The 13253-nt window shown below is 68.6% G+C and carries 10 protein-coding genes; 5 read left to right on the top strand and 5 right to left on the bottom strand.

Annotation, left to right across the window (positions count from 1 at the left end):
- The first annotated feature begins 9 nt into the window (after positions 1–9).
- Complete coding sequence (locus tag GJV80_RS02800) at positions 10–1407, top strand: DUF58 domain-containing protein (protein ID WP_195909128.1); 1398 nt, start codon at positions 10–12, stop codon at positions 1405–1407.
- Positions 1407–3659, top strand: a complete 2253-nt coding sequence (locus GJV80_RS02795) for a DUF3488 and transglutaminase-like domain-containing protein (RefSeq protein ID WP_154686600.1) — start codon at positions 1407–1409, stop codon at positions 3657–3659. The genes GJV80_RS02800 and GJV80_RS02795 overlap by 1 nt, the downstream gene beginning before the upstream one ends.
- Before the next feature lie 221 nt (positions 3660–3880).
- Here the strand turns inward: GJV80_RS02795 and GJV80_RS02790 are convergent, their stop codons facing one another.
- The 3 genes from GJV80_RS02790 to GJV80_RS02780 form a co-directional block, all read right to left on the bottom strand.
- Positions 3881–4270: a DUF3040 domain-containing protein gene (locus GJV80_RS02790; protein WP_154686599.1), complete on the bottom strand. Its 390-nt coding sequence runs from the start codon at positions 4268–4270 to the stop codon at positions 3881–3883.
- Positions 4271–4462: 192 nt separating this feature from the next.
- The gene (dinB, locus tag GJV80_RS02785) at positions 4463–5695 is read right to left on the bottom strand and encodes a DNA polymerase IV (RefSeq protein ID WP_230208071.1); all 1233 of its coding nucleotides are present in this window, start codon (positions 5693–5695) and stop codon (positions 4463–4465) included.
- A 31-nt stretch (positions 5696–5726) separates the two neighbouring features.
- The gene (locus GJV80_RS02780) at positions 5727–6461 is read right to left on the bottom strand and encodes a methyltransferase domain-containing protein (protein ID WP_195909127.1); all 735 of its coding nucleotides are present in this window, start codon (positions 6459–6461) and stop codon (positions 5727–5729) included.
- Between the two features lie 460 nt (positions 6462–6921).
- Here GJV80_RS02780 and GJV80_RS02775 point away from each other — a divergent pair, with 460 nt between their 5' ends.
- The 3 genes from GJV80_RS02775 to GJV80_RS02765 all read left to right on the top strand — a co-directional run bounded on the left by GJV80_RS02775 (position 6922) and on the right by GJV80_RS02765 (position 11857).
- Complete coding sequence (locus GJV80_RS02775) at positions 6922–8214, top strand: cytochrome P450 (RefSeq protein ID WP_154686597.1); 1293 nt, start codon at positions 6922–6924, stop codon at positions 8212–8214.
- A 5-nt stretch (positions 8215–8219) separates the two neighbouring features.
- Positions 8220–9491 carry an NAD(P)/FAD-dependent oxidoreductase gene (locus tag GJV80_RS02770; RefSeq protein ID WP_195909126.1) on the top strand — a complete coding sequence of 424 codons (1272 nt, stop codon included), beginning with the start codon at positions 8220–8222 and terminating at the stop codon, positions 9489–9491.
- Positions 9492–9595: 104 nt separating this feature from the next.
- A complete protein-coding gene (locus GJV80_RS02765; RefSeq protein ID WP_154686595.1) occupies positions 9596–11857 on the top strand; it encodes a UvrD-helicase domain-containing protein in 2262 nt (753 codons plus the stop codon).
- Here the strand turns inward: GJV80_RS02765 and metF are convergent.
- Positions 11808–12722 (bottom strand): methylenetetrahydrofolate reductase [NAD(P)H], encoded by a 915-nt coding sequence (metF, locus tag GJV80_RS02760; protein WP_154686594.1) that lies wholly within the window; start codon positions 12720–12722, stop codon positions 11808–11810. The two genes, GJV80_RS02765 and metF, sit on opposite strands and share 50 nt — an antisense overlap.
- Before the next feature lie 21 nt (positions 12723–12743).
- Positions 12744–13241 carry an ATP-dependent zinc protease gene (locus GJV80_RS02755; protein ID WP_230208070.1) on the bottom strand — a complete coding sequence of 166 codons (498 nt, stop codon included), beginning with the start codon at positions 13239–13241 and terminating at the stop codon, positions 12744–12746.
- Positions 13242–13253 lie beyond the last annotated feature (12 nt).

Genomic DNA, 13253 nt, shown 5'->3' with positions numbered 1-13253 from the left:
CGTCAGGCGATGAAGGAGGCCCGGGGATTCCGACTGCTTACCCTGCGCGGCCGGTTGATGCTGGCGCTGGGCGTCCTCGTGGTGATCGTTGCGATGTTCGCCGGGCAACGGGATGTGATGCGGGTCGGCCTGTTGCTGCTGGCGCTGCCGGTGATCGCGATGATCATGATCTCGGTTGCCCGGCTCCGGTTGTCCTCGCGCCGGTCGATCGTGCCGCAACGGGTCCAACTGGGAACTCCGATGGTCGGCCGGATCCGGCTGTCTCTGGAGAGCCGGCTACCGATCGGCATGGTCCTGCTGGAGGATCACGTTCCGAGCGAACTCGGCCATCAGCCGCGGTTCAGTATCGACCGGCCGGGACTGACCTGGGAACGGGAGATCGAGTATCCGCTGCTCGGCCGGGTCCGCGGCCGCTGGCGCTGCGGCCCGTTGTCAGTGCGGACCACCGACCCGTTCGGCCTGGTCAGCCGCGAACAACAGTTCACCGCGACGACCGAGGTGATGGTCACCCCGCAGATCGTCCGGCTCACCTCGCTGGCCGCGGGCGGCGGTGCCGGGAGGTCCGGAGAGTCGCAGCCGCACCGGATCGGAGTCGTCGGTGCCGACGACGTGTTGATCCGGGAGTATCGCCATGGCGACGACGTGCGGCGGGTGCACTGGCGGTCGACCGCCCGCCGAGGCGACCTGATGGTACGCCGTGAAGAACAGGCATGGGATCCCGCAGCGCGCATCATTCTGGACTCGCGTGCCGCGGCGCACGCCGGGGCGGGCGTGTTCAATTCCTTGGAGTGGGCGGTCTCCGCGGTTGCCTCGATGGGGTTGCGCTTCATCGAGGACGGTTATCGGACCGAGGTGTTCGAGGCCGACGGCTCGTTGGAGATCGCCTCGATGAGCGCCGGAAACCGGCAGGTCTCCGGTGATCTGCTGATCTCTCGCTTGACCGACCTCCGGGCGCGGCGGACCTTCAGTCTTCGGTATGCGCTGGAGTCGATGGCCGCCGAGCAGACCGGCGAACTGGTCATCGCTGTGGTGGGCAGGCTGTCCGCGGACGACGCCCACGGCCTACTGCGGACCAAGCGTTCGCGCACCACCGGACTCGCGATGGTCATCGACGTCGACAGCTTCGCCCAGGCGGGTCACGCGGCCACCGAGGCGAGACCGGCGTCGAACGGGCGGGCGCCGTCCGACGATTTGGACGCGACCGTACGGCTGCTGCGTGGCGAGGGCTGGCGGGTCGTCGTGGTCACCCGGGGGATGAGCGTTGCCGACGCCTGGGCTGCCCTGGATCCGGTCGCCGGTCGGCGCGCGCACCCGACGGCCGCCCAGACGCCCAGATCTCCGTCGGACCGATCCCCGTCGGACCGATCCCATCTGGGCGTCTCCGCAACGGTTGCCGAGGTGTCCTGATGCGCGCGGGAATCCGGTACGGGGTCGCCGTCACGGTCGCCTGCATCCTGGCCAGCTTCACCCTGGCACCGCTGACCCAGGACCCGTCGTTCCTCGGCCCGAGCTGGTTGTTGATCATCGCCATCAACGCGATCGGGGTGCTCGCCCGGCGTACCCGGCTCGGTTCGGGAGGAGCGCTCGCCGGCCAGGTGCTCGCACTTCTGGGATTCCTCTATCTGGTCAGCAAGCAGCTGACCGCCGATCTCCCGGGCGCCAAGGAGTACGACTTCCTGGACCGGATGGCCTACCTGCTGAACGAGGCCGGGGTGCATGTCCAGTCGGAGGCGGCGCCGATGCCGCCCGACGACGGCGTCAAGTTGCTGTTCATCGGGTCGATCGGTGTGATCACGATCCTCACCGACGTGCTCGTGGTGAGCCTCCGCCGACCGGTGCTCGGCCTCGCACCGCCACTCACCGTCTTCCTGGTCCCCGCCATCGGGCTGAGTGCGGACACCGGGTGGTGGCCGTTCCTGTGCCTGGCGGTCGGTTACCTGGGCATCTTGATCGCCGACGGCCTGAACACCACAGCCCGGTGGACCCGCGGGCTGAGCAGCGACTCCGCCGCGGGATCCATGGCGGGTGAGGCCGGCGTCGTGGTCTGGCGGGCCGCCACGTATGTCGCCGCACCGGCCCTGGTGTTCGCGCTGATCGGCTCGGCGGTGCTCCCGACCCTCGCGCTGGGCAGTTGGAGCTTCGGCGACGGATCCGGATCCGGGGGCCCGCTGCGATTGTCCGACCCGACCCTCGACCTCAAGCGCAATCTGACACTTCCGCAGAACAAGGTTGTGCTCACCTATCGCACAAACAAGCCGACCGGGACCTATCTGCGGATGGCCTCGCTGCCGGCGTTCAGCCAGGCCGGATGGCAGAACGCCCAGACGCAGATCGAACAGGGCGATCACCTGCCGCAGCCCCCGGGTCTGACCGAGGCGACCGGCAAGAACCGCAGGACGACGATCAAGATCCAGGACTTCGCCAGCGAGTACCTGCCGTTGCCGTTCGCCCCGGTGTCCTTCGATGCCCGCGGTAGCTGGGGATACGACCCGCAGTCCCTGGTGGTGATCTCGTCCGACCGGAGGGGTGATCGCGACAACGCGACGCAGGGGCTCGAATACTCGGTCACCAGCCGGGACGTCACTCCCGATGCCCGCGGACTCGAGCAGTCCCTGGTCGGCAACCCGCCCGATGTCGATCGGACCACGGCATTGCCCCAGGACCTGCCGAAGAACATCGTCAACCTCGCCCGGCGGATCACCAGCGGCGTATCGTCACCAGCCGCCAAGGCCGCGGCCATCCAGTCCTATCTGCGGAACCCAGACAACTTCACCTACAGCACCGACCCGCGACCGGGAAGCGGCTATCAGGCGCTGGAGAACTTTCTGTTCCGCGACAAGCACGGCTACTGCGAACAGTTCGCAGCGTCGATGGCGGTGATGGCCCGGGCGGTCGGCATCCCGAGCCGCGTCGCGGTCGGCTTCCTGCCGGGCACCCGGCATGGTGACGTTTGGACGGTCACCGCCCGGGATTCCCACGCCTGGCCGGAGCTCTACTACAGCGGCTACGGCTGGGTTCGCTACGAACCCACGCCGTCCTCGGTGACCGGCGCCGCACCGACCTGGTCGGTGGCCCGGGCGGAGACGCCGGACAATCTCCCGTCGACCAACGCGGAACCGGCCCAGCCGACAGTCACAGCCCAACCGACGCTACGTCCCGACCAGCAGCAGCAACAGGGACATGTCTCCGGCACGACCGCGGACCAGGGCGTCAACTGGGGTGCAGTCGCCGGAGTGGGTGGCGGATTCATCCTGTTGCTGGCCGCCCTGGGGACGCCGGGGACGATCCGGATCGCCCGGCGCCGGTCCCGTCTCGACGGATCCTTCGCCGATCCGGCCGAGCGGGTGGAGGCGGGCTGGTCCGAGGTGCGTGACACAGTGCGGGATCTTGGTCGCAGCTGGCCGACCGGTTCGCCGCGGTCCATCGCGGTCGCGACCGGCAGACATACCGACCGGACGACCCAGGACGCGTTGGGCACGCTGGCGCTTCTGGTCGAGCGCGGACGCTACGCACGCAGTTTCGGCGATGTTGCCGGCGCGGCCGCAGTGGCGGGCCTGGTCAGAACGATCCGTCACGGACTGCTGGCCGATCGCTCGTCCCGGTCGAGGATGGCGATGACGCTCGTCCCGAGATCGATCCTCCGCCGCCGGGAGAAGTAGCGGCGGCAACTGGCCCGGGGAGAGGCCGACGGGCACCAAAAAAGCCCCGCGGATGCGGGGCGCTGCTGTTTCGAGTTGCCGGCTGACGTTGCGTACGCCAGCGGTTCAGGGCTCCTGGCCCCGGGGCGGCGGCATCGGTATCAGGGTCGGGCCATCAACGGATTCGCGAACCAGGCGTTGGATCGGCGTTGGATCAGGGACCTTGGATCACGGCCCTTCGTTCACAGGCCCTCGTCGCGGCGCTTGCGCCAGCGTTCCTCGATGCGGTCCATGAAACCGTGCGTGCCGGGCATCGGCTGGTGGGTCTTGGGACGCTCATGGGGTCCGGCATCCGACGGCGCGTCATTCACGTGCTGCCAGGAGTAGATCGCCGTCACGGCCGCGGCGAGCATGACCACGAAACCAATCACGCTGAGCACCGGATTGATCGACATCCCAACGATCAGAAGGGCCAGGCCGAGGAAGAAGCCGACACCTGCGAAACCGGCGCGTCTGCGATGCACGCGGCGGCTCCCCTTGCCGCTGAGGGCGTGAGACAGCTTCGGATCCTCAGCTGTCAGAGCGGCCTCCATCTGACGGAGCAGCCGTTCCTCTTCCTCTGAGAGGGCCATGGGCCACCTCCCACCGTTTCGTTTGGTCCGCCTCATCCACGTGTGTGGCGTGATTACAGACAGTCTAGGCGTCCAGGGGGTTGTGGGAAACATCAACCGGCATTCCCCCGTAACGATCCCTGAACTTCCGGACCTGGCCTGACCATATGGGCCGAGACGGTCCGAAGGCAAGCGCGAGACGGTAACGGTCGGTCAACCCGACCGAAGCCGGGGATGCGGCGTGGTGCGTTGCGGGGCCGGCGGGTCGAACCCGGCGGCGGTTCCGACCGGGCGGCGGACCAGGGCGAGCCGCTGCACCGATGACCGGCCGAACTTCTCGGTGGCTGCGTCCACCGCGAACTCCAGCTCCCGCCAGCCGCGTTCCGGGTCGGTGAGCTGTGGTTGGCGATACGTGCGGTCGGCGCGGACCATCTGCTCGCCGCGGACACCGACCTTGCGGATCTTGCGGCGACGCTTGGCCAGCGGTGCGAAGAGCCGTACGGCCACGGCATGCAGTTCTCCGGTGACATCGGACGGGGTCGGCAGGACGGCCGACCGGTTGATCGTGGAGAAGTCGGAGTAACGGATGGTGATGCTGAGGGTCCGGGCGAGATGCCCGGAGGCCCTCATCCGGCGGGCGACCCGGTCGGACATTCGGAGCAGTTCCCGTTCGATGATCACCGGATCCGAGGTGTCGACGGCAAAGGTCTCCGATGCTCCGGTGCTGTGTTCCCGAGCGCCGAGAGTGACCCTGCGGGCGTCTCGTCCCCAGGCCAGGTCGGCCAGCTGGGCGCCGTACCGCGGACCGAAGGTGTGCTGGAGGACCGGCCGCGGCATGCGGGCGAGGTCGGCCACCGTGAAGATGCCGAGCCGGTGCAGGGTGTCGGCGGTGGACCGGCCGATCCCCCACAGGTCCTCCACCTTCAGCGGATGCAGGAAGTCGGCGATGGCGTCGGCGGTGATCTCGAGCAGCCCGTCAGGTTTGGCCTGCCGGGACGCGACCTTGGCGACGAACCGGGTCGGCGCGATCCCGACCGAGCAGGTGATCTGCTGCTCGTCGGCGACCGTTGCCCGGATGAACTCCCCGATCTCCCGCGGCGTGCCCAGCCGCCGGGTGCTGCCGGTGATGTCGAGGAACGCCTCCTCGATCGATCCGCGTTCCACCCGGTCGGTCACACTGTCGAAGATCGCGAAGACGCCCGCCGAGACCGTACTGAAACTGTCGTAGTCGGGCGGCACGGTGACCAGCTCCGGCACCATCCGGCGGGCGCGCATGGCCGGCATGCCGGAGCTGATGCCGAGTTTGCGGGCCGGATAGTTGGCCGCCAGGACGACACTGCGGTGGGCGCCGCCGACGATCACCGGCACGTCCCACAACTCCGGCCGGTGCCGCAGCGCGACCGAGGCGAAGAACGCGTCCATGTCGACGTGCATGATTGTGCTCACGGGGCACCGCCCGCCGACGGGGTGCCGGGGTTCAGCGGGACGCGAAGATGTGCGCCCAGGCGGCCACTGCTCGGAAGGCCGGATCTCGGCTCAACCGGGACTCCAGCTGGTACAACTGCTCGGCCAGACCGGTTTCGGATTCGATCATCGCGGCCGGCACGTGGTGGGACAGCACGCCGATGCCCTCGATCTCGGCGATCCGGAAGCCGGCCTCGGTGATCATGGAGCACACCTGGTCCAGGTCGAATCGGGAGGGATCGTCGATGGCTTCCAGAGCGGCCCCGATGTGTCCCTGCAGTGCCTGGGAGATGACCGCGGCGCGGCGTTGCGGCACGACAACACTGAGCACGCCGCCGGATCGGACCGCGGTGGCCATCGCGGACAGCGCGGTCGCAACGTCGTCGACGACCTCCAGCGTCCGGTGGCAGATCATCACATCGGTCGACGCCTCCCCGAGCAACTCGACGAGGTTCCCCGCATCGCCCTGGATGCCCTGCAACCGGTCGGCCAGGCCGCGTTCTGCCGTACGACGTTGCAGGGAGGCCAACGCGTCCAGGCTCGGGTCGACGACGGTCACCCGGTGTCCTGCTTCGGCCAGGCTCATCGCCAGCGTTCCGGTGCCGCCGCCGAGATCGGTCACCGCGTAGTCGGCAAGTCCCCGAGATGTCTGCCAGTTCGATAGTTGCGCCGACAGCCGATCCACCAGCAACGCATCGGCGACCGATCGCGGACGATGCGGGCGGGACTGTCGTCGGACCTCGCCCATGGTTGACCTCCTGCGCCGCATCAGAACCGGTTACCGGACCGGCAGTCACGCTGCGGCCCTGGGACGATCTTCTCAAGTCCCCGCCTCCGTCGCGCCAAGGTGTCCCTGCGATGTCGGCCGGAGCCCCGGCCGGGACGGGGGTCGAGGTCCGTCCGGCCGGAGCAGCCCGGATGCGTCCGTGCCGCGAACACGGCGCCGTCGTTGCGTTCGATCCGGTCCCTTCCCCAAGTTCCCGATTCGAACGCGTGTTCGACAGAACTGAACACTACAGGCAGGGTCCGACAATTTCCAGAGTCGACGCGCGGATGTGTCCGGGTGCGCCGCAATCGGCCCGATGCTGAGCGGGAGGCGTTTTGTTGGTACGCCGAGAACCGGCGTCCCGGTAGGTTCACGATATTTGTTGGTGAACACCTGAGATGTTGGGTCAAACATGCGCTGTGACGCAGGACGGGGGTAGAGGATGGGGATTCGGTCCTGGGTCGGTTCTTGGATAGGTCGGCGGATTCTCAGCCGCACCGGAGGGCAACTCGACCTGTCCCGGCTGGAGAGCGTTCCGCGCCCGTTCCGGTTGCCGCTGCTGCGGACCGGCCTCGATCCCGTTCCCGCGCTCGGCGATCGGCGGGATGCCGAACCGGTGACCCGGCTGGGAAAGCTCTTCGGGCTGAGTATCTGGCTGGTGTCGGGATATCCGGAGGCCAGGGAGGTCCTCGGCCACCGGGACGGCTACAGCAACGACGTCCGGCCGTACGTCGGAAACCGGGACACCTCCGACGCACATGACATCGGCGGCCTGGGCTTCACCGACCCGCCCGACCACACCAGGCTGCGCAAGATGCTCACCCCGGAATTCACCAGGCGGCGGCTGCAGCGGCTCGACCCACTGATCTCCCAGACCATCCAGCGCCAGCTCGACGATCTCAGCAGCCGCGGCCCGATCGTCGATCTGGTCCGGGACTTCGCGTTCCCGATCCCGTTCGGGGTGATCTGCGACCTGCTCGGCCTGCCGGTGGAGGATCGCGACGAGTTCCTCGAACTCGGCCCGGCGCGCTTCGACCTGATGTCGGGTGGCATGGGTGCGTTGGGTGCCGGTGCCACGTCACGGACCTTCATCATCCAAGCCGTACGCCGCCAGCGGGCCGATCCCGGTGACGGTTTGATCGGCCAGTTGATCGTGAACAATCCCGATGCCACCGACCTGGAGATCGCCGGCCTGGTCGACGGCGTCTTCACCGGCGGCTACGAAACCTCGGTAAGCATGCTGTCGCTGGGTTCGCTGGTGCTGATGCGCAACCCGGAGGCGATCCGGATGCTGACCGACGACCCCGGCAGCGTCGACCAGATCGTCGAGGAGATGCTCCGCTATCTCAGCGTGGTGCAGATCGGCTTCCCCCGGTTCGCCAAACAGGACCATGAACTGGGCGGCCGGCGGATCAAGGCCGGCGACCCGATCCTCGTCTCGCTCAGCGGCGCCAACCGGGATCCGCGGCAGTTCGGTGATCATCCCGACGCGTTCGACCCGCATCGCAATCCGGGCCAGTCCCACTTCGGTTTCGGCTACGGCATGCATCGCTGTGTCGGTGCGGAATTGGCCCGGATGGAGTTGCGCGCCGCCTTCGTCGCCCTGGCCCGCCAGTATCCCGAGATGAGATTGGCCGTTGAACCCGGTGAGCTCGAGTTCCAGCGGCTCTCGATCGTCTACGGGGTCAAGTCGCTGCCCGTACGGCTGCACAGCGAACAGACGGCGACCCTCTGACCGCTGTGCCCGAGGAATGCGATGTGGTGGTCATCGGCGCCGGGCTGGCCGGCATCGCTGCGGCCGCCCGGCTGGCCAAGGCGCGTCATCGGGTCATCCTGCTGGAACAGCGCGACCGGATCGGCGGCGGCTGGGCCACGCAGGAACTGGACGGGGTGACCGTTGACGCCGCGCCGCCGATCTTCTCCTTCCCGGCGCCGTGGCGCGATCTGTTCCGCAAGAGCGGTCGCGCCCTGGAGGCGGAGTTCGCTCGCAGTGGCGAGGACCTGGTTCCCGCTCCCCCGGCGCGGCACATCTTCGCCGACGGCACCCAATTCGTCCTGCCGATCGGCCGTGGTGATCAACATGCCGCCATCGACGACCGGTTCGGACGCACCGCCGCCGACCGGTGGCGCGATCTCCTGGACAGCCTGGGCGAGGTCTGGCAGGCACTCCGGCCGTTGGGTGTCGAGGCCGAACTCGTGGACGGGAAGCAGCTGTCCCGAACGGTGCGCAAAACCTTGCTGCACAGGAGGTCGTTGGCGAACCTTGCCGCCGATCTTGATCATCCGCAGCTGTCGGCGGTGATCACCGATCTGGCCTTCCAGTTCGGGTCCCGCCCGGACAGCACACCGGCCTTCATCGCCGTCCAGCTGTATCTGGACCGGACGTTCGGACGCTGGACCGCCGGGTCCGGGACGACCATGATCAACACGCTGCGGCAGCGGCTGGAGCTGCGCCGGGTGGAGATCCGCACCGGCACCCGTGCGACCGCGATCGGCACCGGCCCGCTCTCGGTGACCACCGACCGGGACACCATCGTGACCCGGGCCGTTGTGGCCACCTGCGACGCCCATCAGCTCTATCAGCGGCTCCTTCCGGGCTCGGTCGCGGCGGCCGAACGCCGCCGGGTGGGCCGGTTGCAGCCCGCGCTGGCACCTGCCACCGGTCTGGCCTGGGCGGACCTCCACACCGATGCCGGACCGACCGAGACCGTACGACACAACCGGGCGGCCGCCCCGACGATCAGCTACACCCGGCGGGTGGCCGGCCGGACCCTCGAGCTCACCTGCGACTACCGGTCCGGGCGCCCCGATCCGGCTGCCGGCCTCGCCTGGCGCGGTTTCGGCAGCTGGCTCGACCGTCCGCCGACCGCCAGCTCGGTCCATGGACTGTTCACCGCCGGGCCGTTCGGCCGCGGCGGGCCGGGCACCTCCCAGCAGATCCTGTCCGGCGCGCTCGCCGCCTACGCCGTCCAACGGTTGATCGCACCCGACCACCCGTTGGAACCCCGTTGAACACCTCCCGGCCGGGGTCCGGAACGGGTAGACTCGCCTATTCGACCAATGGGGTAAGGATCGTTTTGACAACTCCCGGTGAGACTCCGACGCAGACCTCGAGAATGTCCACGTCTTCGGAATCGACAACGCACACCACAACTCAACAGTCGGCCGGACAATCGGCACAGCACCATCCCAACGGCAGGGGCGGCACCCGCCCGACCACCTCACCCGAGGTGATCGCCGCCGAGATCGCCGGCGAACAGGCTCACGTCGACAGGGTCTATGCCCGCCTCGCCGAGGCCGCCCGCTCGGCCCGGCAGGTCGCATCGGAGGGCCGGGCGCTCTACCAGTCCGATCGCAACAGCTATGTGCGCGAGGAGGACGGAACCGGCCTCTACGAGCGCGACGTGTTCGCGTTCCAGGCGGCCAAGCGGTTGGCCACCCTGGATGCCGAGCACGAGGGCCTGGTGTTCGGCCGCCTGGACCGCACGAACTCCGAGACCCACTACATCGGCCGGATCGGTGTCCGGGACGACGACTACGAGCCGTTGGTGATCGACTGGCGGGCGCCCGCCGCCGAGCCGTTCTACCGTGCCACCCCGACCCGGCCGATGGACATTGTCCGCCGCCGGGTGTTGCGATCCCGCGGCCAGCAGGTGATCGGGATCGAGGACGATCTGCTGGACGGCGATCAGAGCGACGAGACCCTGGTCGTGGTCGGCGAGGGTGCGCTGATGGCGGCGTTGACCCGGGCACGGGGCCCGCAGATGCGCGACATCGTGGCGACCATCCAGGCCGAACAGGACGAGGCGATCCGCGCGCCGTACCAGGGCGTAACGATGATCACCGGCGGCCCCGGCACCGGCAAGACCGTTGTCGCCCTGCACCGGGCGGCGTATCTGCTCTACTCCAACCGGCGGCGGTTCGAGTCCGGCGGGGTCCTGGTGGTCGGACCGAGCCGGGTGTTCATGAACTACATCGAACGGGTGCTGCCGTCATTGGGTGAGGAATCGGTGACCCTGCGCCCGATCGGCGCCGTCGCCGACGACGTGGTCAGGGTGAGCGGCGAACGGAACGACAGCGCCGAGGTCGCGACGATCAAGGGCCGGCTGTCGATGGTCGGCATCCTCAAGCGACTGGCCGCGGAACCGCCGAAGGGCGCGCCGGACATGCTGGCGATCACCATCAAGGGCGAGCCGTTGGTGCTGCGCGCCGACACCCTCGCCAGGATCCGTTCCGACGTGATGTCCCGCTATCGGGTCAATCAGGGGCGGGCAGCAGCCGAGACGGCGTTGATCAACGCACTGTGGCAGCGCAAGCCCGAGGAGATCGAACTGGAACGGGACCAGTTCGATGACCTGGTCAGCGAGATGGCCACCTTCCGGATGTTCTGCAACGCCTGGTGGCCGTACCTGTCGGCCGAGGAGGCGCTGGCCAGGCTGGGTGACCCGGAGACGGTGGCGCGGGTCGCGGGCGATCTGTCCGAGCATGATCAACAGGTGCTGGCGGAGAGCATCCGGGCCGGTGGCGAACCGACCGTCGCTGACGGAGCCCTGCTCGACGAACTGATCGACCGGATCGGCCCGCTGCCCGAAGGCGAGGCGGAGCCGAACATCTTCCTCGACGATGACGGCACCGAGGTCCGCGAGGTGGTCACCACCGCCGACCGGCTGGCGGTGCAGCGCGAGGTCGACCCGTTCGCCGAGCCGTACCAGACCTACGCCCACATCCTGCTCGACGAGGCGCAGGACATCTCGCCGATGCAGTGGCGGATGTTGCGCCGCCGTGGTCAGCACGCCAGTTGGACCATCGTCGGCGACCTGGCGCAGAGCTCCTGGCCGGACCCCGAGGAGGCCCAGCAGGCGCTGCAACAGGTGATCGGCAACGCGCCGCACCGGGAGTTCCGGATGAGCACCAACTACCGCAGCCCGTCCGAGGTCTTCGAACTGGCCGCCAAGGTCGCCCTGGACGCCTACCCGCAGGCCGACCTGCCCCGGGCGGTCCGGTCCACCGGCGTCGACCCGGACCTGCGGACCGCCGACGGTGATCATGAAAGCTCGGCCGTCCAGGCGGTCCGCGACCTGCTCGGCGCGGTGGAAGGTACGGTCGGCGTCATCTGCCCGCCGTCACAGGTCGAGCAGGTCACCGCCGCTGTCGAGGCCCGCGTCGATGATCATGATCTGCAGCGGGTGCTCGTGGTCACCGCCCTGCAGGCCAAGGGTCTTGAGTACGACGGCGTGCTGGTGGTCTCCCCCGACGACATCGTCGCCGAGTCTCCGGGCGGATCGCGGGTGCTCTACGTCGCGTTGACCCGGCCGACCCAGCGGTTGATCACGCTCGATCGAACTCCGGGCGCAGCCTGGCGTAGACCTCTCGGGTAGCCAGCGACCGGTTCATGGTGTAGAGGTGCACCCCCGGTGCACCTCCGGCCAACAGTTCCGAGGCCTGCTCGGTCGCGATGTCGACGCCGACCTTGCGTACCCGCTTCGGGTCGTCGCCCGCCGCCTGCAGGCGGGCGACCACCGGCGGCGGCAACTCGGCTCCGGACAGCTCGGCGAACCGCTCGATCTGCGCCAGCCGGGTGACCGGCTGGATCCCGGGGATGATCGGGATGTCGCAACCGATCGACCGGACCCGGTCGACGAGCTCGAAATAACGGGCCGGGGTGAAGAACAACTGGGTCAGCGCGAAGTCAGCGCCGGCATCCGCCTTCTCCTTCAACACCCGGGCATCAAGATCGGCATCGCGGGTCTGCGGGTGCAGGTCGGGAAAGGCAGCCACCCCGATGCAGAAGTCACCGAGTTCCCTGATCATCGCCACCAGTTCGGTGGCGTTGGCCAGGCCCTCGGGATGTTGTTCCCACGGGACCAGCGGCCCGCCGGGCATGTCGCCGCGGATGGCCAGCACGTGACGGATCCCGGCGGCGGCGTACGAGCCGATCACCCGGCGCAGTTGATCACGGCTCTGGGACGCCGCCGTCAGGTGCGCCATGGTGCGCAATGTCGTGGTCTCGGCGATGTCCTTGGTCATCGTGATTGTCCGGTCCCGGGTCGACCCGTTGGCGCCGTAAGTCACCGAGACGAAGTCCGGCGCCAGCGACTCCAACCGGCGAACGGTGAACCAGGCGCGCTGGGTCTCCTCCTCGTTGCGCGGTGGATACAACTCGAAGGAGAACAGCGGTCGGCTGTTCCCCCGGAGCAGATCGGAGATCGAAGCCCGGCGTTCGGCGCGCGCGGTCACGGACATGGGGCCAACACTAACCCGCGGTCACCAGCCGACTAGTCCGTTTCTGCATGCCGGGCACGGATCCGGCGGCGTGGTCGGCTGCCGAGATACGACGACGCGGGAGTCCACCATGAAGCCCTGCGCCAACGCCTCCCGGCCGATCAACATCCGATAACCCATGGCGTCCCGGCGGGTCAACGTCACCTCCGCGGTGATCACCCGGTCGAGCAGCCGGACGTCCATCAGCACCACGAACCGGTCCTGGGCCAACCCGTTGGAACTGCGCACCCGGCGGCGGTCGTGCACCGGCAATTCGACCCACACCGCGTCCCGGGCGTTGCGCTGCAGCGGGTGGATCTCGAAGCGCACCCAGTCGGTGCCGTCGCGGACGAATTCCTCGGTGCCGAAGGCGTGCAGCGACGACGTCTGGGCCCCTGTGTCAATCTTGGCCTTGAGCCAATCGACGCCCAGGCCGGGCAGTCCGATCCACTCCCGCCAGCCCACGACACGGGTCGGCGCATCGGCTGGATCGGCTGTCACAGCCACCATCCA

This window comes from Microlunatus sp. Gsoil 973, from assembly GCF_009707365.1.
GTDB lineage: Bacteria > Actinomycetota > Actinomycetes > Propionibacteriales > Propionibacteriaceae > Microlunatus.
This window is presented reverse-complemented; position numbering and strand designations above follow the sequence as displayed.